General features: G+C 32.9%; 24 protein-coding genes and 1 pseudogene. 3 read left to right on the top strand and 22 right to left on the bottom strand.

What is annotated here, in order from left to right:
• Positions 1 to 4: 4 nt before the first annotated feature.
• The 16 genes from AWH02_RS06730 to AWH02_RS06655 all read right to left on the bottom strand — a co-directional run bounded on the left by AWH02_RS06730 (position 5) and on the right by AWH02_RS06655 (position 12,896).
• Positions 5 to 2,512, bottom strand: a complete 2,508-nt coding sequence (locus AWH02_RS06730) for an ATP-binding protein (protein ID WP_060553418.1) — start codon at positions 2,510 to 2,512, stop codon at positions 5 to 7.
• Entirely contained in the window at positions 2,496 to 2,888 is a 393-nt protein-coding gene (locus AWH02_RS06725; RefSeq protein ID WP_060553417.1) for a TcpE family conjugal transfer membrane protein, read from the bottom strand. The genes AWH02_RS06730 and AWH02_RS06725 overlap by 17 nt, the downstream gene beginning before the upstream one ends.
• Positions 2,889 to 2,897: 9 nt before the next feature.
• A complete protein-coding gene (locus AWH02_RS06720) occupies positions 2,898 to 3,116 on the bottom strand; it encodes a TcpD family membrane protein (protein WP_060553416.1) in 219 nt (72 codons plus the stop codon).
• A 5-nt stretch (positions 3,117 to 3,121) separates the two neighbouring features.
• A complete protein-coding gene (locus AWH02_RS06715; protein ID WP_060553414.1) occupies positions 3,122 to 4,054 on the bottom strand; it encodes a conjugal transfer protein in 933 nt (310 codons plus the stop codon).
• Entirely contained in the window at positions 4,051 to 4,527 is a 477-nt protein-coding gene (locus AWH02_RS06710; protein ID WP_060553413.1) for a hypothetical protein, read from the bottom strand. Before AWH02_RS06710 ends, AWH02_RS06715 begins: the two co-directional genes overlap by 4 nt.
• Positions 4,524 to 4,991 (bottom strand): antirestriction protein ArdA, encoded by a 468-nt coding sequence (locus AWH02_RS06705; RefSeq protein WP_060553412.1) that lies wholly within the window; start codon positions 4,989 to 4,991, stop codon positions 4,524 to 4,526. Before AWH02_RS06705 ends, AWH02_RS06710 begins: the two co-directional genes overlap by 4 nt.
• 27 nt (positions 4,992 to 5,018) lie before the next feature.
• Positions 5,019 to 5,498 (bottom strand): antirestriction protein ArdA, encoded by a 480-nt coding sequence (locus tag AWH02_RS06700; RefSeq protein WP_060553411.1) that lies wholly within the window; start codon positions 5,496 to 5,498, stop codon positions 5,019 to 5,021.
• 17 nt (positions 5,499 to 5,515) lie between these two features.
• Entirely contained in the window at positions 5,516 to 5,728 is a 213-nt protein-coding gene (locus AWH02_RS06695; protein ID WP_060553410.1) for a hypothetical protein, read from the bottom strand.
• Positions 5,729 to 5,747: 19 nt separating this feature from the next.
• Positions 5,748 to 6,116 (bottom strand): hypothetical protein, encoded by a 369-nt coding sequence (locus AWH02_RS06690; RefSeq protein WP_060553409.1) that lies wholly within the window; start codon positions 6,114 to 6,116, stop codon positions 5,748 to 5,750.
• A 55-nt stretch (positions 6,117 to 6,171) separates the two neighbouring features.
• Positions 6,172 to 6,444 (bottom strand): hypothetical protein, encoded by a 273-nt coding sequence (locus tag AWH02_RS06685; RefSeq protein ID WP_060553407.1) that lies wholly within the window; start codon positions 6,442 to 6,444, stop codon positions 6,172 to 6,174.
• Positions 6,445 to 6,705: 261 nt separating this feature from the next.
• The gene (locus AWH02_RS06680; RefSeq protein ID WP_060553405.1) at positions 6,706 to 7,026 is read right to left on the bottom strand and encodes a hypothetical protein; all 321 of its coding nucleotides are present in this window, start codon (positions 7,024 to 7,026) and stop codon (positions 6,706 to 6,708) included.
• The gene (locus AWH02_RS06675; protein ID WP_231871955.1) at positions 7,023 to 8,348 is read right to left on the bottom strand and encodes a replication initiation factor domain-containing protein; all 1,326 of its coding nucleotides are present in this window, start codon (positions 8,346 to 8,348) and stop codon (positions 7,023 to 7,025) included. Before AWH02_RS06675 ends, AWH02_RS06680 begins: the two co-directional genes overlap by 4 nt.
• Positions 8,349 to 8,548: 200 nt before the next feature.
• On the bottom strand, positions 8,549 to 10,294 hold the full coding sequence (locus tag AWH02_RS06670; protein ID WP_060553403.1) for an FtsK/SpoIIIE domain-containing protein: 1,746 nt from the start codon (positions 10,292 to 10,294) through the stop codon (positions 8,549 to 8,551).
• Between the two features lie 19 nt (positions 10,295 to 10,313).
• Positions 10,314 to 10,760, bottom strand: a complete 447-nt coding sequence (locus tag AWH02_RS06665; protein ID WP_060553401.1) for a hypothetical protein — start codon at positions 10,758 to 10,760, stop codon at positions 10,314 to 10,316.
• A complete protein-coding gene (locus tag AWH02_RS06660; RefSeq protein ID WP_060553399.1) occupies positions 10,760 to 11,062 on the bottom strand; it encodes a hypothetical protein in 303 nt (100 codons plus the stop codon). The genes AWH02_RS06665 and AWH02_RS06660 overlap by 1 nt, the downstream gene beginning before the upstream one ends.
• Positions 11,063 to 11,132: 70 nt before the next feature.
• Positions 11,133 to 12,896 (bottom strand): LPXTG cell wall anchor domain-containing protein, encoded by a 1,764-nt coding sequence (locus tag AWH02_RS06655; protein ID WP_060553397.1) that lies wholly within the window; start codon positions 12,894 to 12,896, stop codon positions 11,133 to 11,135.
• 906 nt (positions 12,897 to 13,802) lie between these two features.
• On the opposite strand from AWH02_RS06655, the gene AWH02_RS06650 reads away from it, so the two are divergent.
• Positions 13,803 to 14,135 carry a helix-turn-helix domain-containing protein gene (locus AWH02_RS06650; RefSeq protein WP_060553396.1) on the top strand — a complete coding sequence of 111 codons (333 nt, stop codon included), beginning with the start codon at positions 13,803 to 13,805 and terminating at the stop codon, positions 14,133 to 14,135.
• Between the two features lie 2 nt (positions 14,136 to 14,137).
• A complete protein-coding gene (locus AWH02_RS06645; protein WP_060553395.1) occupies positions 14,138 to 14,563 on the top strand; it encodes a toxin in 426 nt (141 codons plus the stop codon).
• A gap of 21 nt (positions 14,564 to 14,584) precedes the next feature.
• On the opposite strand, the gene AWH02_RS06640 is transcribed toward AWH02_RS06645, so the two are convergent.
• On the bottom strand, positions 14,585 to 14,878 hold the full coding sequence (locus AWH02_RS06640) for a hypothetical protein (RefSeq protein ID WP_060553394.1): 294 nt from the start codon (positions 14,876 to 14,878) through the stop codon (positions 14,585 to 14,587).
• Between the two features lie 482 nt (positions 14,879 to 15,360).
• Entirely contained in the window at positions 15,361 to 15,762 is a 402-nt protein-coding gene (locus AWH02_RS06635) for an ROK family protein (protein WP_060553393.1), read from the bottom strand.
• 104 nt (positions 15,763 to 15,866) lie between these two features.
• On the opposite strand from AWH02_RS06635, the pseudogene AWH02_RS11185 reads away from it, so the two are divergent.
• Positions 15,867 to 16,031, top strand: a pseudogene (locus tag AWH02_RS11185) (ImmA/IrrE family metallo-endopeptidase); the annotation flags it as partial.
• A 64-nt stretch (positions 16,032 to 16,095) separates the two neighbouring features.
• On the opposite strand, the gene AWH02_RS06625 reads toward AWH02_RS11185, so the two are convergent.
• From AWH02_RS06625 to AWH02_RS06605, 4 genes are all read right to left on the bottom strand, one after another.
• Positions 16,096 to 16,797: an MgtC/SapB family protein gene (locus AWH02_RS06625; protein WP_060553392.1), complete on the bottom strand. Its 702-nt coding sequence runs from the start codon at positions 16,795 to 16,797 to the stop codon at positions 16,096 to 16,098.
• Between the two features lie 99 nt (positions 16,798 to 16,896).
• Positions 16,897 to 17,898 (bottom strand): LacI family DNA-binding transcriptional regulator, encoded by a 1,002-nt coding sequence (locus AWH02_RS06620; RefSeq protein WP_060553391.1) that lies wholly within the window; start codon positions 17,896 to 17,898, stop codon positions 16,897 to 16,899.
• Positions 17,899 to 18,484: 586 nt separating this feature from the next.
• Positions 18,485 to 19,195 (bottom strand): MgtC/SapB family protein, encoded by a 711-nt coding sequence (locus AWH02_RS06610; RefSeq protein ID WP_001195063.1) that lies wholly within the window; start codon positions 19,193 to 19,195, stop codon positions 18,485 to 18,487.
• Between the two features lie 2 nt (positions 19,196 to 19,197).
• Positions 19,198 to 20,889: an ABC transporter permease gene (locus AWH02_RS06605; RefSeq protein ID WP_003042184.1), complete on the bottom strand. Its 1,692-nt coding sequence runs from the start codon at positions 20,887 to 20,889 to the stop codon at positions 19,198 to 19,200.
• Positions 20,890 to 20,897 lie beyond the last annotated feature (8 nt).

Raw genomic sequence — 20,897 nt, 5'->3', positions numbered from 1 at the left:
CCTTCTATTGTACTGACACTAAATTAGATTTAACTGTTTCAAACAATGGTAAAAATTCAGGGAAGATTGTACCATCAACAGTTATACGTTCTTTACGACCAAATGTATCATAATAGATACACTGACCCATTGTCTGATTTTCAAGCCATGCTCTTGATAAATCATCATTTTCAACTCGCAAATGTTCCAAGATTGCTTCTGTTTCTGTATTTTCAGGGAAAGCGAATACTGTACCAAAACCAGTTGTATCAGCACTTGTTTTCAAGTCTTTGACCGATTGAGTAATAAGTACCAAGAAATTATTAAATGATCGTCCAGTACGTTTAACACGGTTAACTACCTGCCTTCCAGCAGGAGTTGACATAATCTGCCATGCTTCATCAAGGTATAACATTGTTTCCTTGTCTTTCTCACGTTCACCAAAAATCGCACAGAAATAAGTCAAAGCATACATAACGGTCAAACTTCTTAATTGTGTTTCAGTCATTTCATCTTTATCATTATCTTCAGGCATATCAAGACCAGCAATCTCAACAATAATTGTTTTATCATCAGTCTTTAGAACTTCTTGACTACCATCAGCGAAACATAATGATAACAACGAATTTTTAGAAATTCTCTTTAGTAAATATCCAGCAGTTGAAACTTCCTCTTTTGAAGATTTTTCCAATTCATCAAAGACTTGTAACATACCAACCTTTTCACCAGCTTTTCTACGCTCAATCACTTTATCAAGTGAATCTAACAGGTGAGCTTTAATCTTAATATAAGTGTCCTTATCCAATACAGAAGCAACAAGTACGGTTGCTAATTCCGTTAACTCACCTTCATCTTCCAAGAATGAGAATGGATCAAGAACACCTTTATTTTCTTCCTTACGCATATCCAAAGTAATAAAGCGAATAGATCGTATGTATTCTTGTAATTCTTCAAATTCACCTTTTTCTTCCAAATCAGCTAACACAGATAAATATTGTGTTCGCATTTCAGCTTTTGGATCAACATACAGAACTTTAGCTTTTAACAATGAATGATAAGTAAAGAGTAATTTTGTTAAGAATGACTTACCGTTACCAGTTGAACCAGTAATAGCTGTATGAGGATTGCTTGTTTCTTTACCATGAACACCAATTTTATTGGCTTGCAACAAGTTAGTAAATACAACATTCGTGCTATTATCTAAGGCACGTTTAAAATCTCCATACCATGAAGAACTTTCTTTATCAATTCGACCAATAGGAAATCCAACATCAGTACCTACTTTTTTCTTAGTAAAGAACAGATTCTCACAAAGACCACGCAGGCTTGAATATTGTAGGAAACCTTCTCTATCCCCATCAATTAACTCAGTCATTCTGAATTTATAGAATAGATATACCTGATCAGCAACAGCCTTCACAATTTCAACTTCCATATCTTTCAATTTTGAAGCTAAAATATCATACTTAACATTCAATTCTTCAATGCTATCACCAGTAATCTGTAACAGGTGAAGGAAAGTAACCATAGGCTCTTTATTATCGTACTTCTCTTGAAAATCTTCTAGTAACTGATAACTTTCCAAAACCTCAATCTTTTGAACATCATCATTTTCTGCTGTTTCAGTCACCGTATTTCCAAGATTCTTACGCTTATTTCTTGCCCTTGTATTCAAGGAATAGATTCCACTTTTAGTTGAGAATTTCACTTTCAAGGCACTATTAACAGGGAAACCAATATTCTTAATTTCTTCTGCCAAGTGCAAGTAGGAAACATTCTTTGGATAAGCATATACAGGAATAGTTGCTACATAACTTTCTTCCTCACCATTGACCAGCTTCAAGGCGTTACCTGATCCAATTTCAATAATTGTTTCATCAACATTCTCAATCGAATTTTGAAGGGCAACAATTTCACTATCTTTATCATAGTATTGGCCATTTAAGAAATGAATCCGATTCAACAACATCAAATCTTCTTTGACTACTTCTTGAATATTCAAAGCGTGTAATTTTGTTTGAATCAATTCTTTTTGATCCTGCCATTCCTTCGACCAATCGACCTTCGGTAATTCTTCAAAACCAACCATTTTCATGACTGATTTTCTAACGTTAGCAACAGACTGCTTGACCGTCACTTTAAAATCAGAAGATACATTGACTGACTTCAAAGGCACTACTAGATAATCTTTTGATTCCAGCAAATATGTAACTTCTTCTTCTAAGCGATCAGCCATATTAGAAATCACATAATTTGCCAATGGACTTGTGCCAACCCCCTTCTCAACATCGAGAGAAAGCAACTCAATTTTCTTTGCCAATTCTAAGTCAAAATTCAGAGTATAAATTCCAAAATCACTATAATCAGCAATACTTGATAAGTAATTGAATACTAAATCTTTTGAATCTTCTTTCTCACCATCTTCAATAGTATTGATCACTTGTGGCTCAACTTCAAATACAGCCAGCACACTTCCATCTTTCAAGAGAATCAAGCTATCATCTATCGCCCAAATATTATTCGTTAATTCCACGGTAGATTCTTCTCACTTTCTCATATTTTTTACCTTTACATAAATACATTGAACTTCTCTTACTGTCATATTCTATCCAAAATTTAAAATAATCAACTAAGAAACGAAACAATGTTTTTCCATCAATTTTATTTTCAGCTAGTAAATTTCCACACCACCAGCCAATGAACAATGAACCCATGAATCGAAAACCCCAATCCAAAAAAGGTACATACCCTAGCAAGAACCACGATAAAGCGAAACTTACTAGAGCATAGATAATAGTTGACATTTTGAGAGCAAAAGGCAAACTAAAATCTTCATTGATCTTATGTACCCATATAGGCTGTCTAAATGCAGTAGTATAGACATACAGCTTTTTATCTTCACGCTTCATAAAGTTGACCTACTTGAATACTTCAAGCACTTTAGACCAAATAGTATTCGTTGCACGCAAGACTGATTCAGGGTTATCCATAAAATAAATAATGAATCCAGCAATCAGAATTGTTCCTACAATCGTTCCAACTTTTTGATCCTTCCACGCTTTAAGAGCCTTCGTACCAGCGAAAAATGCTACTGCTGGAATACCAAGTTTTGCTACTAAAAATTGAAATAATGCCATTTTTTTTATTCTCCTTTATCATCATCTTTTTTATTGAAATCTGCTGGGATCGTATGATCCATTTTTTCTACAAAATAGCTATCTTTATCTTTTCTTAACTCAAAGCTAAAGTTTTCACTATGAGTTGTACCTGCAACATCAAGAGTAATTTGCGAATAAGCATAGATTTTCCCATCTTTCTCTTTAAAGTAGGTATAATCTAAACTCTTAAACGTTGCACCACCAATAGACTTAATTCCATTAGAAATCAAATCTAAGTTTGCTTGACTGGTAGTGTAATTCTTAAAGAACAATTCCAAAAATGATACCAACTTCTTGCGCTTGCCCTCTTCCATTTCATCATTCGCTACCAGCGATACATGATTCTCTTTATCCACCCCTTCAGCTTTAAAATCGCTCACAGGAGAGAACCAAGGCAAACCACTTACATAATACTTGCCATCTTTCACACCGTATGGAATCGTAAATTCAATTCCTACACGTTGATTCTTATCATCTTTCTTCGTATCATAGATCACACGATAAACAGCGACACCATCTTTAGCACTCAACATTCTAGCGCTAACAATATTCATTTCCTGCTTCGTCTGACCTTGATTCTTTACATCAGGAACACCACCATAATAATCATTCAACTTTGCGACATCTTCATCAGCAGAGCCACTTTGTGAATTATATGTAAAGTATCTACTTACATATCCATCTAGGAACTGTTCTAAGGTACGATCTGTTTCTTTTTTAGCTTCCACCACAGGTGCTTCAGAAAGCCTTGCTTTCATCTTCGCAGTAGTTGCTATTGAAACAAACATGGTTAAACCACAAAACAAGACGAAACCAACCAAGCTAATCATGAAAATCATATTCGATTTTTTCTGACTAATCTTCTTAACTGTCAGTTGTTTGTCTTTGCGTGGCTTCTTTAAAAACATATTTCTCATTCAAAAGAAACCTTTCTATAAAATCCTTTTGGAGTATTCAGCACTTCGCCTTGCTCAACAAAACCTTGAAACGCTGTCACCCAATTGCCACATTTAAAAAAATAATTTATCAAAAGACCAATATCTAAATTCTTTGAAAGTTGAATCACAGTTGCTACTTCATCTTTAGAACAAAATTGATAATAGGTTGAAATAATCTTTTTGATAGGAACATATCGCTGTAACTGAAATCTCACAACATAATCATCACCATCATACAAATCAAGGACTGCTTTTTTCAGCAAGTAAACCTCGTCCAGCGACATGATCTTATCAACTTCCCAATCAGTAATGCCACATACAAAGAAATTCCCTTTATCAATTCCCAATTCTTTCAATCTTGCAACAATCTGCTCTTGACTATACTTCATAATATCTAACTCACAAAGATAATCGAAATTGCCTTCATTCAGAACCCTGATATTCGCTATCATCTTGATACAAAGTAACCTTTATCAACAAAGCTACCACCTTCTGATAGGCGAACATCACGACCATACTTTTCATAGTCTAAATAGCGTTCTAATTGTTCCCTTGACAATTCAACACCCAATTCTTCTACAACATATTGACCTAAATCTCTATCAGTTGCAACATCAGGATATAACCAGCAATCATCAAATTCAGCATTTGCTAAAGCCTTCGGATCAGAGCTATCTGATTCAATGAATGATAAAACAATATCTTCATCTACATCTTCTAAATTTTCAGCAAGTTCATTCGCTAAATCCAAATTCAAGCGTTCACAATCTAAATCAGGCAATCCCTCAATCGAATCAAACGTAACCTCAATTTCTTCACCTTCATAGCCAAATCGTTCAGCTACTTCTTCACTAGAAATTGGAAGCAGGACACGACGAGCGATTCCTTTATAAACAACCAAAGCCATTAAATCCATTTTTTTGTTTTCACCTTCCTATGATTCTTAAAGCCTATCTGCTTTAGGTAAAAAATAACCTCTATCAGTAAAGCTACCACCTTCTTCTAAACGAACATCATGACCATACTTTTCATAGTCCAAATATTTTAGAAATAAGGCTAAATTAAAACCATTTTCCTTAACTAAATACATTCCTAACTGAAGATCGTTATGAATTTCAGGATATAATGCACAATCCAAAAATTCAAAATTCAACAAATCTGATAGTTCAGTATTTCCCAATTCAATATACGTTAAGACCTTTTCTTCGTAAACAAACTCTAAATTTTTAGCAAGTTTATTTACATCTGATAACGTAGCACCTTCCACCTTCAGTTTAGGTAATTCTTCAATAGATTGAATCGTAAAGAGTATATCCTCTTTATCATATCCAAATTCAGAAGCGATATATTCAGGAGTAACAGGCAATGAAAATTGTTTCGCCTTCTTTGACCGATTATCCATAATTAAAGCTGTTAATTCCATTTTTTCACCTTCCTTTACTAACCTTCTACCTGCTTATTTAACTGTTCCAAATCAGCAACAGTAAATAAACCATATCCAATGAATGAAGTACCCTCATAATCAACAATTTCAATTTGATCATCATAAGAACCACTCAAACCAATCACAGACAATTTTCCAAAATATAAAGGCAAGCTAAACCAAGCCTGCCTTCCATTTTTGGGATTCTTAATTAAAACTCTTGAAGCCATATTCTATACCAGCTATTCTTTATTGCAAAAAATACCAGCTATCGCCTTCATGAGCAAGAAAAGTATAAGAATCTTCTAAGCGACTAACAATTTCATCTTCATTTTCTTCTACATAATCAGATAAACGATCTTCATTCATTAACTGCTCATATTCTCCATGATCCAAAATTCCAGCAAAATCAATTAGTGCTTCTTTTGTATCAACTTCAGTAAATGAATTGATATAAACATTATCAGGATTACAACCATCATACTGACCAAATTCAACTCCATCAAAATGTTCATTTAACTTTTCAATAACAATATCAGGCTCGTCAAGAAATTTTTTCCCATAAGCATAATCTTTACAAACATCAGAATAGCTATCATAAATAACTTTAATACTCATTATTTCTCCTTCCAAACAAAAAAGGAAGCCAAACTTGACTTCCTTCACAGTCTAATTAAATTGAAGCTGAACGCTCAAAGCTAGAGCCAATCGCAAACGCACGATTCGTTACCTTGTTATATTCCTGATTCATAGAATAGTAACTTGATACATCTTTCTTGATACATTCAATCACTTGATATGGAAGGCTCAAATCATCAGTATTTTTAAGAAGCGCACTTAACTCACCAGCAAAAGTCCATGCTTGCTTAAACTCTTGATCCTTCAATTTCTTACCAAGTTCCAATGCCAACTCAATAACTTGTTTATCTTTTCCACTTAAAGCCATTTTTTATACCTCTTTTCATATTTTTTTAGCTTTTATTTTTTCCAGCTATCATGCAGGAGAACGCTTCTTAATTTTCACTCCATAAAAACCTTCCTTTTCATTCAACAAATAAACCACCTACAAAAAACATCAGAAATAACAAAATAGAGAATTTAACATTCCCTATCAAAACATACGCTAACAGCGACATAACCAATCCTACAATAGAATTTAAAATCAAATAATGTATGAACTTAAATATTCCTCTTATAATCCCCATCATCAAACCCATCTTTCTAAATGAAATCGTTGAATCAAATTTAAACATTCAGCTTCCATTTCTTCTTTGTTCCTTCTTAACAAACCAAACCATAACAATTTCCTTTTAACATCTATCTGACCAGCTAGGTATGATTCGTATTCATCAATCAAACGCTTCAATTCATACCAATCTTCTCTTTTTTTAGTCTGATTATATTTTTGTGATTGAAACTCAATATAATTTTGATAATCTCTAGCTATCTTACTATCAGTCAAACCATCATAAAAATTTCTTGCAGGAATAAGATATACAATTTTTTCAATTTGTCTATATTCAATCATTCTACCCTTCCTAACTGACTTTGTAGAATTTCGAGTTGTTTTCTTTGTCTTGGAGTTATCTCTCCAGATTCCATTATTTTCTTCATGTTTTCTTGCATGAACAAACGATCAATTTCAGTCACAAACAACAATGAATTCGAAACTCTTTCTACAAGCCATCTAATTGTTCTTTCAACTGAATAAGGCTCAGGACTCACTGACAATCTTACTGCTTCATTATTTCCAAAAAGTCGCTGCCATTTACTATCAAACTTCCTAAAACCATGTTCATCAATTCCATCATAAATTTGAATCGCCCCTTGAAATATAGACCGTGTTAATTCAGCAATATCAGAACCAGCTAAAATTTCTGAAACAAATGATCTTGCCTTCCCTTGTGAAAAGCGAACTTCATAACGATTCCATATTCTAAACAACCTTACACTATCCGATACACTTATACCTTCTTTCTTTGCTATCTCATATCTCTTTTCATAGAAGTTAAAATACATTTCAGACTGACGACTACCAAGATAAATTGATAAACCTTGTCTATTCTCTGTTTCTAGTGGATTCTCAAAATCAAATCCACCACCACCAATAAATGAAAAACTCTTTAAATAAGGTGAAACAATATCTTGATTATAATACCTTGTTACTAGTGAAGATAAATCAAAATTTTCTTTCGTATCTTCCATAGCCATTTCATCAACTGCAATATCTATTCTAGTAACACTAAAATTTTCTCCATACTTTTTTTCAAGCCTTTGTATAAAGTCTATCCATGTTATATTTTCATTTTCAAGATACAATTCTAACTGCCTACACCCTTGACCACTTAATTGTACTGTAATTCTATTTTTTTCTTCTCCATTCTCACTAAAAGATGAATTAAAACCAAAAAACCAAATATCACCATAACGATACAACAATTCATATTTCATAAATGAAGTTGTTTCAGGATTTAGCATAACATCAAAGCCAAAAAATTCTTTAGCTACATAGTAAACATCACTTTCCTTATGAAGCGTAAATCTAAAATAGTCAATCATATATCTTGTTAATTCTTTATCACACCTTTTTAAAATAAAGTGATTTTTTATTTCTAAAAAATCTTCCTTCTTCAACGTTCTATATCCATTTTCATAAGCTTTTATAGTAGAAACAGGAACACCAGTCTTAATTGATAACTCTTTTCTTGTCATTTTTCGTTCTTTTCTAAAATCTTTTAACTCTTTTCCTTCCATTTCTCCTTTAAAACTCCATTTTTTCACCAAAAGGGACACAAAAAAACACGAAAGGGACACACCTTCAAATCTTGTCGCTCTAAGCGTAAAGTGCATTTTGTAACTTTTGTTACCCACCTATTAGAATAGGTGGGTTAATAAATATAGTCCAGCCAAAAATGCGGTCGGTGCGGTGCATGGGTTCGCCTACGGCTTCACCCCTGCTTTGCACCTACATTTTTAGCTGGACTATACTTAATAAAAAATGCCCCTAAAAAGGGGCAGCAACACTATTCTAATAAAAAGCGAAGGAAAGGTTAATCTCCAAAGTATTTGGAAACTAACTCACTCCAACTTTTATTAGATTCTTCTCTATCATCTATCATTTTTGAAAGTAATTCCTCTGAATCTTTATCTAAAAGGATTTTACCTTCTTTACGCTCAAATGAATAAGTATCCTGTTCTTCTATTTTTTGAATAACATTTCTCAAAATATTCGAACGAATACCTTTTTCTAAAGCAAAGTCTGATAGATAGACACCTTCAGGATCATCATTTTCTACATCTTCTTTCTGTTTACTAGCCGTCAATTCTTGAACCAATTCAGGACTAGCTTTTTTAACTGTTCCTTTTTCAAGTTCTTCTTTAGCTTGCATTTCTTCCTGTAAAGCTTGTTTTTCTTCATCAGAAAGAACAGCTTCAGGATTTTCTAAAGGATTAAAAGGATTTTCTCGTCTTTCAATCTTCACATATTCATCATAGAAAGAGAATTTCTTTTCAAGCAACGGTGAATAAAATTCCCTTGCTACTTCTCCATAAACACAAGCATAACCTCGACCATAAACACGCTTACCACCTACAAACTTCACATACTTAAATTCTTTATTCCTATTGACTTCACCAAAGGCTAAATCATAACTGATCTCGTCCAATCGACCAACAGAAATACGAAAGTTAATGTTAGCTTGTAATTTTGAACCTAAATCTTCTCTTGCAGGCTTCTGCATAGCTATTATACCGAAACAGCCAGCTTGCCTTCCAAGAAGCAAGAATTGACCCATAGCATTATCTAAGCGCTGTCTAGTTTGAAAGTCTAGCATAGCGCACAAGGCATTGTATTCATCACAGACTAGGAAATAAGGCTCTAAACCGTACTCATAATACTTCTTCATATCCTTATCGCCATTTTCTGCTCGTTTTTGACGAATATAGGCATAACGAGCAAACATAATATCTACTCCACGCTCGATCATAGCTACTATATCTTCTGCATTATATGAAATTCGCCCTTCAAAAGCCTTCTGTTCTGCCATTGTTACAAAGTCAGCTTGTTTTGGATCACCAATATCTATTACACCTTCTTTTGCCAAAGCACGAATCAATGTTCTTAATAGAACAGTCTTACCACCACCAGTACCACCGACTACTAGCAAATGAGGATCATCAACAGGATTCCAATAGAGATTCTTCATCAGTTGAATACCCTTATCAGTATAGTTGACATCAGTTACCTTAATTCGATTCAAGAACGCAGAATAGGCTAGTTTGTAAGTTTTGAACTTTATATCGTCCTGAACTTCCATAAAGTCCATAAAGAAAGTTGTTTCTAACTCACTACCAATCTTCTTGAATTTCTCTTGAAACTTGTTACCAGCCATTTTAAAGGCTACATCAAGATCATAGCGATTCTGTTTCATGTAAACAGCAGGAAACACCACTTTATCAATAGTACCTGATTCACGCTTTACTTTCTTTGTGTAAGTATATCCATTTTCCTTCAAAAAGAAAGCTAGTTTTGATAATCTTTCTAACTTTTGGAATAAGAATATTCTTTCTTGTGAAAACCACGTTAAATAAATACTCAAACCAATAAATACTAGAAGCAGGATCACAAAAATAACAATAGCTGGTATATCTAAACTTTTTACTTTTTCAAAGTTTAAATAACCATAGAATACAAGCACAGGACTAAACAACAAAAAGAAAAAAGAAAAGATAAAGTATCTAAGATTCACCATATAAGGCTTAATCTTGATTCCCCTGTACGCAGGAAACAAACCCATATCTTTTCTCCTTTATTTATTATCCTTTATGTTCTTGCTTCTGTTCTTGTTTAGATTTAGTAGCAGCTTTCTTTAGCTTATCAACCACAAATACGAAGCGGTGCTTATTAGGCTCAACTTGATTGCGATCAGCTTTTCTCATACCATGATATGCAACTAGTAGAGTTTCAAAATCAATAGATTCTTGATAGCCAAGATTCAAAGCATCAATTTCTTCTGCTGATTGTTCTGTTACCTTTAAGAATACGGTATCTTCCTGTCCTTCCGAATACACAAGAACTTCAACACCATCATAATCACCTTCACCTGTTTCAAGATCAATATTTACAAATTGTGCTCCTTCATTTTTAATAAACTTACAAATTCCCAAAACTTCCTTTGGATTCAATAACAGGTCATTCAAAATACGATATTTCTTAGAAAAAATTTCTACACGATTTCCTAGCTCTAGTCCGTTTTTAGCCATTATTTGTTACCTCCTACACGTTTAAGTCCTTTAGCCAATACGTTTGTTGAAGCTGAAAAATTTATCCCTTCAACATAATCTTCTAAGAAAGTTGGTTCAATAGCTTCAACTTCCTCATTTACTTGATATGTAGCCATATCTTTTGGAGTGATAATAGAGAACATACCATGTTTCCCATTCATCACAATATGTCGTGTTCCCTCAAAAGGCTTACCTTCAATAATTGCTGGCGCCTTCTCAGAACGTACATAGTTAGCTTTCCCGATAGCTTCGGGATTAAATTTAAAGTTTTCAATTTTCATTTTATATTTTCCTTTTCTATTTTAAAATTTTTCAAAATTAAAAAGGGCGATTTTCCTGTTTTAATCGCCCTTAGTCTTCTTTACGTTTAAAACCAGCTACACCAACCATAGTTGCCATCACACCAACTACACCAGCAAATCCAAGTGAACTTTCGGCAGTACCAGTATTTGGCAATTCAGGTTTATGTTCTTTTGGTTTTTCAGGTGTTTTAGGTGTTTCAGGAGTTACAGGTTTTTCCTTAACATACGCTTTATGATATTCCACTTCCACTTGTTTTTCTTTAGGAACAGCCACATAAGGCTTAATTGAAACCATTGGCTTAGAAGTGTATTTTGGATCGTTGTATTTCTCAATAGAAATAGGTTCTTGCTTCACTTCTTTTTGAGAAGCACGACCAAAGACACCACCTACAATAGAAAAAGAAGTATCAGAAGTGTTTGAATGAATGAACGTAAAGTTAATCTTTTGTCCTTTTGCAAAAGACCAACCAATACCATTAGAATCAAGCACACCTGCTGTACTTTGACTTTGCGCAGAATCATTCGCAGTAAATGAGTTACCACTTTGTGAAATGTTAGCACCAGTTGTTACTTTAGCACCATCTAGGTTAGACACATCAATAACTTGATTGCTGTCAACATCATTTACAGTCACTTCACTTACGTTATCTGAATCCGTTAGAACTCCAACAGTCACCTTTTTCACCCAGCCTTGACGATCGTTACGGTAAGCCCCTGAAGCACCCCCGCCACTTTGACCATCAACTCCACCGCCACCGTTTGCTTCACCAGCACCAGCAGAGATAAAGACACCATAACCAATACCACCATCTTCACCTGCCCATAAAGCAACGTAAGAACGGACAAATCCTGATTCAGCAGATGGAGTAATATCACTAAATGTTAAAGTGACATCACCATTAGTAGTGTTTTTAACCTTAATTTTAATTGTTCCACTCTTATCATCAAGAAGGAACACATTATTAAAGTTAGCATCCAAGTTAGTGTTACGAGCATACCCTTGAATTACATTAGCTGTATAGTCAGGAGCAACAGCCTTAGAACCACCTGAAATAACTTCAAAAGTAGTATTCGCAGTTGCAGTTAAACCAGTTTGAATTGACTTAATGACTTTACCAGCGTTAGCCTTATTCCATTCATCAACAGCTTTTTGATCTTGCGCATAGTTACCAGTAAATTTCAAGCCAACTTTTTCCATGATGGCTTTGTCTTTAGCTTTGATTTTTTCAGCTTCAAGCTTGTCTTTTTTGAACTTCGCTTCATTAGCTTCGTTTTCTTTCATCGCTTGTGCATTGTATCCATCAACAGTCTTCTTATCTTTCGGATAATCTCCTGTATGTTTCAATCCAGCTTTGTCCATAGCAGACTTATTGTCTGCATTGATTTTACTGTTTTGTGTTTCAGCTTCTTTAATTTCTTTGATATTTTGCTCTTTTTCAGCAATTTTTTCATCAATATCTTTAGTTTGCTTAGCTTCATCTTCTTTTGCTTCAGCTTCAGTATCATAGCCAACTTTTTCTTTTTCAGTCACATTGATACCTACACTTTTAGCTTTTTCAACAGCCGAATCAAGGTTAGGTGATTCAACAGATTTTACTGTTTCTTCTGCCTTAGCTTCTGGTTTAGCAGTTTCAGTTGTCGGTTTAGCAACTTCTGTAGTTGCAGGTGTAGTAGGTTTTACTTCATCAGCCGATACGTTATTGCTTCCAAAAACAATACCCAACGTAGCAAGCGCAATAATCACTCCACATGCCCCTGCTATTTTTGTCTTACGGATTGAACCATAAGCCTTAAAATCTTGAAATTTTAACATTAATTTTTTCTCCTTTTTCTTTTAAAAATTTTTTATATCTCAATTCTAAGATGGTGAACGAGATCTCTTATAAACTTCAAAAAGCATTTTCTCTCCTTTTCTATAAATAAAAAAAGTCAGTTCCCAACTGACTTTTGAAACAAAAATTCATTTTGCTATGTATATCATTAAGTTATCTATCAATTAATTTTTCTATACTAGACAAACTTATACATAAATCTTTAATAACTAATCTTCACCCCTTTTACTATTGTTAATTCACATAAAAGAATACAAACATATTCTCTTGTGAAAATTAACAGAAGTATTTATTAATAATTTTATTTTCTTAAAAAACAGAAAAAGACTTTTTCTCAAAAGCCTTCTCTGATTCCTGGTAATGTATATGCTCGTATCTTCGCATATTTTCAGCTTATAAGCTTACTACCTTCGCCAAAGTCACAAATTCAAGAATAACTCAATATTCTCTCTTTCTTACCTAAAGGCATTAGCAAAAGTTATTTACTTGACTTTCACATACCGACCATACGACATATAGACTTCACTATCTCTCTCTAGCTACCTTCTACGAAGTATCATTGACTGTTCACAGCCGTCAGTTCCCTTTTCTTATCTACTAAGGCGAAAGGACTAAACACCCAACGTGATCCAAATAAAAGATTAGTAGATATAAAGACTATAACTACTAACAGCCTTGACTTTTAACCAGAAATCACTTATAATTAAATTGCTACATTTATTATTCGTGTTTGGTCAGTGTAAATCATTGCCTGACACGTTTTTTTATTAAATTTTCAAAGGTCTCGTTTAACAACTTTTGTTGTTAAATATATAATACTACATTTGTTGTTACAAGTCAATAGTTTTTTATTTTTTATTTTATTTTTTTATTATTGGAGAAAAATTATGTTTTCTAGCAGACTGAAAGAACTTCGGCAAAAAGCTAAAGTCACTCAAAAAGAATTGGCAGTGTCTATTAATTCAAGCCAGCAAAATATTGCCCTTTATGAACAAGGTAAACGTAAGCCTAAGTATGAAACTTTGGAAAAACTAGCTGTTTTTTTCAATGTTTCTACTGACTATCTTTTGGGGAAAACAGATATTCTTGACTCTGATCCTGATATAGACTTAGATACTGCTATTAATCATTCAGTCGCTTTTGATGGTACCCCTATCACAGATGACGACCGAGAAGCTATCAAAAATTATCTGAAAGATTATTTCGCCAATAAAAAATAAATATGAATTTAAATAAAGTTATAAAAGAGATTGAGCAATTAAATTGCAAAGTTGTCATTCTTGATAACTTAGACTGCAAAGGACGATATGTACTTGCAAATAACAAACACTTTATTTTCCTTAGTTCCGATACGACTGATATTGAAAAAATAAATATACTTCTTCACGAAAAACATCATCTCATTAATGATGATTGTAACAACTCTTTATCTCAAATTGAGACATTTAAAAATCACATTGAATCTGATACTGAAAAAGGAAGAATCCTTGATTTTATGAGCCTAGTAAATAGTGAATATCCAATTGATGATAGTTTCAATTACCAACACTATATTTCTAATGCTGAAATCCCAGTAAAATATGAAAATTATGTTAAAGAAATTGCTACACAATTCTACAATGAAAACAAAAAAAATAACATTATCTAATGATAGTGTTATTTTTTCTAATTAAATTCCATCAAAGAATACATCACCACAATAGTCTCCATTACAAGAAACTGACATCATGCTTCTTTTATCCTCTCTCCAACTTCTTTTCTCTCCCTTATAAAATCTAAAAATCATATTGTATAATTCACAATCACATAGAATGTACTCCTCTTCAAAGACTTTTTGTTGTAGTTCATCTAAGGTTGCTAATTCATCTGAATACTCTTCCAAAAAAACATCAATAAGATAATTCAATTTCGGTTTAAAAATAAAGGGTACTTTATCATCATAATTTATTTCTAAAATATCCATCTCGTTCTCCTAACAACTTACATTTAATTATTATACGCATTCTTATTTTACCACCTTTAATCTTATAATTCAATATAGTAGTTACTCGTAAATTTCAATTAATTTTTCAATCACATTTCTACAATAAAAAATCTACCTCCAATATTCTTCATAAAAAAAACCGTAGTTGGGAGAACTACGGTCTGTTTTAGTCCCTTCGGGGGAATTGATTGAATAAATTGAAAACATTCCCTCGAAATTAATAAAGGACATAAAGTGTCATAATTTAGGAGTGACACCTTATTCAGGAAATTGTACACTTTTTGGTACATGATTATTATACATAAAATATGGTGAAAAAGCAAGTAGAAATGTTAGCGTTTCCAACAGTTTTTAAAATTATCTTCATAATGGATTTAATATCAATTTTCAAAATTTAATCTCTATACAAGTATATTTTTAATACTCAATCTACTTAAAAAGAGAGAACATATGCGTTCTCTCTAGTCCTGTTTGGTTCTGAAATGATAATATGCTCCGAGCATACCAGCAGTATTCTGATGATGAGCAAATTCAAGTTTCGTCTTATCTGCCAAGCTTGGAACAAGCGCATCTTTCAAAGCCTTACGAATCTTAGGTTTTAGTATTGCTTCTTGTCCCATGATCCCACCGCCAAGGATGACAACTTCTGGATTAACCATTCCCGCAGAGGAAATCGCCACACCTGCCACTGCACCTTTTTCGAGATAGCTAGCTACAATTTCTTTTGTTTTTTGAAAGATATGTGGCCCACCCTTACGTGCCTCATTCGCTACTTCGTGAGACTCTACCAGTTGTCCATCTTGGTCAATCAAACCATATTTGATATTAGTTCCACCAATATCAATTGCAACGTAATTAGTCATAAAGCCTCCTGTTGATTAGAGGAAACGCTCCTTAGTTTCACGAATCAATTGAGCAGCTGCTTCTACAACTGGGCGATCTTCTTCGGTCACTGGTGTAATCTGATACTGAAACAGGAAGAATCCTTGATTTTATGGACCTAGTAAATAGTGAATATCCAATTGATGATAGTTTCAATTACCAACACTATATTTCTAATGCTGAAATTCCAGTAAAATATGAAAATTATGTTAAAGAAATTGCTACACAATTCTACAATGAAAACAAAAAAATAACACTATCTAATGATAGTGCTATTTATTTCATCGACTTTAAAACTTTTATATTCAAATTTTTCAACTCTTCATATAATTCTTTAGCTTAAACTCTTTTATTTTTATATTTTTATCTTCATTAAGTAAGAAATCCTCAATATCTATAATCGAAATCTCCTTATCATTCTCAATTGAAATCAAAATATCATAAGAATTATTAGACAACTGTTCTTTTAACTCAACATTATATTTTCTGAAATCAAGTGTCCCTAGATTAGTATAAATCTTACCAAGTAAAGAAATATCATTAGTTTCTAACACTATCTTTGCTTGATAAATTTCATGATTTCTACCATTACTGTGTGTCACTAATTGCACAAGAACAACTATGAAACTACAAAAGGAACCAAATATCCAAAAATCAGCACCAATTGCCATACCTATACCAGCAGTAGCCCATATGCCTGCAGCAGTAGTGATTCCACTAACTTTCTTATCCCGAGTAAAAATAATACCCCCACCTATAAAGCTAATGCCACTAACAATTTGAGCTGCGACCCTTGAAGTATCATAGGATGGTGTGTCTAAAAATGCTTCTTTTGAAAGAATCATCATTAAAGCAGATGTTAAAGCAACAATTATATGCGTTTTGACTCCTGCTTGCTTGTTACGTGCCTTACGCTCATAACCAATTGCCCACCCACATGCACAAGCGATTAATATTGAAATAACATGCCTTAACTCGACAATACCATTAAATGAATGATTAAAAATTGTAGACATTAATCCAGCCCCCACTCTAAAATGACATCGGTGTCATGAACCATATTCTACTACTATTTTAATATTTTATCAAACAAAAAAATCGGTATTTTTTACCGATTAAAAACTTTGTCTTCTAACAATCTTTGAAGATACTTCCACAGATTCTATATTTTCTCCATTAATGATTGCTAAAACACCTTCTATCATTTCTTTTGCTAACATAGCATAATTAGGAGAAATCGTAGACAAAGCCGGAGTATAATATTGAGAAATAGGAATATTATCAAAACCAATTATGGAAATATCATCAGGAATGATAATTCCCTTCTCATAACACGCACGAATCAGTCCCTGAACCTTCTCGTCCCCAGAAACAAATATCATATCTGGATGGTTTTGTTTAGTTAAATGGTTTATAGCATATGAATAAACTGAATCAATTGTAGTTAAACCATAAATAACTTGTAAATCCATTAAATAATTTTTATCAGTCAGAAAAGTACGAATACCTCTTTCACGATCCTTATTAACAAGAGACTCTCCTCCCATAAGTAACCACATACTATCAATATTCTCTTCTGATACTAATTTCATCATGTCATAAGTAGCTTGAAAATTGTTATTAGATACATAAACGACATTCGGTGTTCGAGATTCTCCAAAAACTATGAAAGGCATACTATTCTTCTGTAAGTAATTAATCCTAATATCGTCTTTACTTTCATAAAATACTATTACTCCATCTATTAAGCTTCCAGTACTTGAAATTATTGAATTACTAATTGTATCTTCTTCACCAAAGTATTCAACAATAGCGTTTACACCAAACTCCTTACAAGTTTGTAAAACTTTATCTAGCAAAGTTTGAAACCAAATCAAAGGAAATGAATCAATCTTTTTAACAGAAATCAAAATGTTTATAGTTTCTTTCTTAGTCAAATTTTTCGCATATGCATTTGGAACATACGATAATTCATCAATGACTTTTTTTATAGCTTGATAAGTCTCTTCTTTTACCTTTTCACCACCATTTATAACACGTGAAACTGTCTTTGGAGAAAAACCTGATAAATTTGCAATATCATAAATAGTTACCTTTTTATCATTTATATTTTTCACTTCCGTCCTCCATTATGGCCTTTATATGATTATTATACAATATTTACTTTTTAAAACAAGATAATTTAGTAAAATATCTTAATGTATTATAACCTTAACTTTAATTCAAATAATCTTAAATTTTGTACTCTATTCTTCTGATTCAAAAAAACAACATTGACAGTTCAAATCTTTATTCTTTACAATTTTTTCTATTTCACATCTGATAAATTTGTATGAAAATAAATTACCATAAAAATGTAAAGAATCATTTACGGTAAAATCTATTGAAACTATAAATGTATCTAATAACATTTGAACATAGCAGTCTAAGATCGGAATAATCTTTTCTTTATCAATAAGCTTTGTTAGTATATCATCAGCTGGTAAAGAAGACGAAAATACCATTTCACAAATATCATAAAAAGAATGAAATCTGTACACTTGCATTAAAGAATTATATTCAAAATACGTTATTCTTCCACAGTCAAAATTAATATTATACACCTTCATTTATGTACACCTTTATACATTGAAAATAATCTTGAGTAATTTTTAATCTAAAAAACAAAGGGACAAGAATAACTGCCCCTTTGTTTATTCTATATCAACTAACTTCTTCAACATAAATAACACCAACAATATCTGCTATTTCTTCCATTAGTTTAAGATGTTCAAACTTACCTGAAAGTTCTAAAGTCATAAATGATGCTATTCTTTTGTCTGGAACATCAAAATATTCAATTCTTTCAGAATTAACATCTCCAAAAGCAGTTCTTGAATCAGTCAATCGAATTCCATTTTCTGCACAATAAACTAATACTCGATTATATGCCTCAGTAGATTTAACTACAATATATAATTCAATAACTTTTGAACGACTTTGAAGATATTTTTTTAAAGGCTGAAACATAGAAATCACACTCCAAACAGAAATAGCTACTAACAGAGCACCTTGATAAAAACCTACTCCAATAGCTAAACCTATTCCTGCTGAAGCCCAGATTCCTGCTGCAGTTGTCAGACCCGTAACCTTCTTTTTATCTGTGATTAGAATTGTTCCAGCTCCAAGAAAACCAACACCAGATATAACCTGAGCACCTAAACGTGTTGGATCTCCTGTTCCAAACTTATAAGATACGAATTCATTAGTCATCATAATTAAACAAGCAGCCATACAAACAATACTATGTGTACGAATACCTGCTGGTTGAGATTTACTTCCTCTTTCTAAGCCAAAAATACTTCCAATGACCAAAGATAATACGACTCTAATTATAATTTCGATGTTCGATAGTCCTATACTGGATGTTTGCATTACTATTTCCTTTTCTTACCGCGTGGTCTCTGTGTGAAGTATAACACAGTTCCAGAAATAATCATTAGAATAATTGTATAAACGAATACAAGAGCTTGTGCGTTAGATGTTGCTGTTTCATCACCTGCAGAACGAATCGTAATACCTAATGGTTGAGCCAATGGATGATAAAGGAATACAGATAAATCGAAATCGGTCAATAAAGAGTTAAAGTTGAGTGCGATAACAGAGAGAACAACCGGCAAGATGAAAGGAATAATAACCTTCATCATTGTGTAAAATGGTGAAGCCCCCATACTTCTAGCAGCATCCTCCATCTCATCATCAACACTAAATAAGATTGCACGTACCATTCTATAAGAGAATGGAATTTTTACAACAATATAAGCGATTAGCAAAATTACTAAACTACCAACTAGAATCTGGTTAAAGACTAAAAGTTGAGGTTGGTTGAAAGTGAATAATAAACTAACTGCTAGAAGTGTACTTGGTAATAGCCAAGGAAGAAGAGCTCCGTATTCGAACAAGAAATCAAATCGAGCTTTATGTTTACGAACTACTCGCGCAAACACAACAGCAAGAACTGTTGCAGTAGTTGCAGCAATAATAGAGTATATAAAGCTGACTAAGAATGGAGAGAACGCAGCACTATTACTAAAGAATAACTTATAATTATCTAAAGTAAAGTTTGATAATGATAAGTTTCCTGTCTGTATTGCAACTGGGTCAGTAAATGAATACAATACAATGAAAATCAATGGTAACATGAAAACAGTGAACAAAGCATAAGCAACAATATGTGCAATGATATTCCATGGTTTAGATGTGATTTTTTGTTTTTTCAAAGGTGCTTTCGTTTTAGAAATAGAAATATAATTTCCGCCTTTTTCGATCTTGTTCATAATAGTAAGCAAAATCGTAGTGGCAACACCCAAAATAATTGCTAGAAAGGCGGCTAAGTCACGAGAATTTCCCATTCCAGCAAATGTTATGATCATTGGGTTAATAGTTTGGAATTCTTTCCCACCAACAATCATAGGTGCTGCTACTGCTGATAACCCACTTAGAAAAACCATAATTGTCAGAGCGAATAAAGTAGGAATAAGAGTTGGCAATACTACTTTTCTAAACACTGTAAATGGTTTTGCACCCATATTACGTGCAGCTTCAATAGTATGATAGTCTACACTACGAATTGTATTAGTTAGGAATAAAGTGTGATTAGCAGTACCAGAAAATGTCATAATAAATAGAACTGCACCATAACCAATAAACCAGTTAGGATCTAAAGATGGAATAATACCTTGTAAAAATTTGGTAATCATTCCATATGGTCCATAAACGAATTTATAACCAGTAGCCAAAACTACTCCACCGTAGATTAGTGACGTCATGTATCCTAGTTTTAATATTTTAGCTCCTTTAATATCAAAATATTCCGTAAACAATACACAAAGTACACCAACAACATTAACAGTTATAATTAGTGAGAATGCTAACTTAAAACTGTTCATAATACTCTGAATCGCACGTTGAGATTTAAGAGCTCGTTGTACGACATCAAGTGAAAATTCTCCACCTTTTACAAATACATTAACTACTAAATCAAAGTTTGGATAGATAATGAAAGTTACCAAGAACCAGATTAACCCTAAACGAATGAGCCAATCTTTCCAATTTAATTTATGACGCATACTGCACC

It is taken from the genome of Streptococcus gordonii (genome assembly GCF_001553855.1).
In the GTDB taxonomy this organism is placed as follows: Bacteria; Bacillota; Bacilli; order Lactobacillales; family Streptococcaceae; genus Streptococcus; species Streptococcus gordonii.
Note: the sequence above shows the minus strand (reverse complement) of the source record. Positions and strands in the feature narration are given on the sequence as shown.

Coding starts and splice junctions, on each gene's coding strand:
- AWH02_RS06650 (WP_060553396.1), top strand. CDS start 13,803: ATGTTTTCTAGCAGACTGAAAGAACTTCGGCAAAAAGCTAAAGTCACT.
- AWH02_RS06690 (WP_060553409.1), bottom strand. CDS start 6,116: ATGAGTATTAAAGTTATTTATGATAGCTATTCTGATGTTTGTAAAGAT.
- AWH02_RS06705 (WP_060553412.1), bottom strand. CDS start 4,991: ATGGATTTAATGGCTTTGGTTGTTTATAAAGGAATCGCTCGTCGTGTC.
- AWH02_RS06645 (WP_060553395.1), top strand. CDS start 14,138: ATGAATTTAAATAAAGTTATAAAAGAGATTGAGCAATTAAATTGCAAA.
- AWH02_RS06625 (WP_060553392.1), bottom strand. CDS start 16,797: ATGTCTACAATTTTTAATCATTCATTTAATGGTATTGTCGAGTTAAGG.
- AWH02_RS06675 (WP_231871955.1), bottom strand. CDS start 8,348: ATGCACTTTACGCTTAGAGCGACAAGATTTGAAGGTGTGTCCCTTTCG.
- AWH02_RS06710 (WP_060553413.1), bottom strand. CDS start 4,527: ATGATAGCGAATATCAGGGTTCTGAATGAAGGCAATTTCGATTATCTT.
- AWH02_RS06655 (WP_060553397.1), bottom strand. CDS start 12,896: ATGTTAAAATTTCAAGATTTTAAGGCTTATGGTTCAATCCGTAAGACA.
- AWH02_RS06685 (WP_060553407.1), bottom strand. CDS start 6,444: ATGGCTTTAAGTGGAAAAGATAAACAAGTTATTGAGTTGGCATTGGAA.
- AWH02_RS06605 (WP_003042184.1), bottom strand. CDS start 20,889: ATGCGTCATAAATTAAATTGGAAAGATTGGCTCATTCGTTTAGGGTTA.
- AWH02_RS06665 (WP_060553401.1), bottom strand. CDS start 10,760: ATGGCTAAAAACGGACTAGAGCTAGGAAATCGTGTAGAAATTTTTTCT.
- AWH02_RS06720 (WP_060553416.1), bottom strand. CDS start 3,116: ATGGCATTATTTCAATTTTTAGTAGCAAAACTTGGTATTCCAGCAGTA.
- AWH02_RS06725 (WP_060553417.1), bottom strand. CDS start 2,888: ATGAAGCGTGAAGATAAAAAGCTGTATGTCTATACTACTGCATTTAGA.
- AWH02_RS06670 (WP_060553403.1), bottom strand. CDS start 10,294: ATGGGTTTGTTTCCTGCGTACAGGGGAATCAAGATTAAGCCTTATATG.
- AWH02_RS06695 (WP_060553410.1), bottom strand. CDS start 5,728: ATGGCTTCAAGAGTTTTAATTAAGAATCCCAAAAATGGAAGGCAGGCT.
- AWH02_RS06715 (WP_060553414.1), bottom strand. CDS start 4,054: ATGAGAAATATGTTTTTAAAGAAGCCACGCAAAGACAAACAACTGACA.
- AWH02_RS06700 (WP_060553411.1), bottom strand. CDS start 5,498: ATGGAATTAACAGCTTTAATTATGGATAATCGGTCAAAGAAGGCGAAA.
- AWH02_RS06610 (WP_001195063.1), bottom strand. CDS start 19,195: ATGCAAACATCCAGTATAGGACTATCGAACATCGAAATTATAATTAGA.
- AWH02_RS06640 (WP_060553394.1), bottom strand. CDS start 14,878: ATGGATATTTTAGAAATAAATTATGATGATAAAGTACCCTTTATTTTT.
- AWH02_RS06660 (WP_060553399.1), bottom strand. CDS start 11,062: ATGAAAATTGAAAACTTTAAATTTAATCCCGAAGCTATCGGGAAAGCT.
- AWH02_RS06680 (WP_060553405.1), bottom strand. CDS start 7,026: ATGATTGAATATAGACAAATTGAAAAAATTGTATATCTTATTCCTGCA.
- AWH02_RS06635 (WP_060553393.1), bottom strand. CDS start 15,762: ATGACTAATTACGTTGCAATTGATATTGGTGGAACTAATATCAAATAT.